General features: G+C 57.0%; 1 protein-coding gene. It reads left to right on the top strand.

Annotation, left to right across the window (positions count from 1 at the left end; all coding sequences use genetic code 11):
- Positions 1 to 131 precede the first annotated feature (131 nt).
- Positions 132 to 761 (top strand): hypothetical protein (locus NPS47_RS25275; RefSeq protein WP_274297432.1); only part of this gene is annotated, 630 nt, incomplete at its 3' end.

The raw sequence follows: 761 nt of genomic DNA, 5'->3' as shown, positions 1-761 counted from the left end.
GATCCCGCCATCATCGAATGGTCCAAACCGCTGCCGCCCGAGCAGTGGGCCAAGCGCTCCCCGGAGCTGGAAGCCGCCATCGCCCAGCGTGAGGCCGAATTGGCCGCGCAGACGCAACCCAAGGACAAGACATGAGTACGCCACCGGCAGGCACCACGAAAAAACGGCTGTTTTCGCGCAATGACTATTTCGCGCCACTGCCTATTCCTACCGGTCGAAAACCCTCGGATGTGCTCAACATCATTTGGCGCAAGAACGAGGTGTTTCTCGATATCGGCAATTACAGCGTTGGTTCGGCGGTGATGGTGATATGGGTAGGTGTGATGACGTTCTTGGCCATGTCCTACTTCACCCGAAATTTCAGCTCTGACTTCAGTCAAAATATTTTAATAGTGGGCGCAATTATTATGGCCCTCCCCATCTTGTTTCTGATTCAAGGCCTGTTCCGCGAGGTGCCCCTACCGGTGCGTTTTAATCGGCAACGCCGTGAGGTGTGTGTACCACGAGCGGATGGCGAATACTGGATTGTCCCTTGGGAAAGCGTGACCGCAGCAGCAACGCAACATTCGTCGGTGAGCCAGGCCGGTAAGGCCACCATGGGCTTGCTGGTCATTGGCTTTGAGAACCCCGACCCGCAGGCCAAGGACGACAACAAACACTTCTCGCTGGGCTTCAACTGTGGCGGTGGCACCACCGCCATGGCGCTATGGGAATGCATGCGCAGTTACATGGAAATTGGGCCGGATGCCGCACCGGAGGCG

The organism is Pseudomonas putida (assembly GCF_028682475.1).
Classification (GTDB): Bacteria; Pseudomonadota; Gammaproteobacteria; order Pseudomonadales; family Pseudomonadaceae; genus Aquipseudomonas; species Aquipseudomonas putida_AG.
The sequence above is the reverse complement of the archived record's forward strand: the minus strand, read 5'-3'. Positions and strand labels throughout refer to the sequence as shown.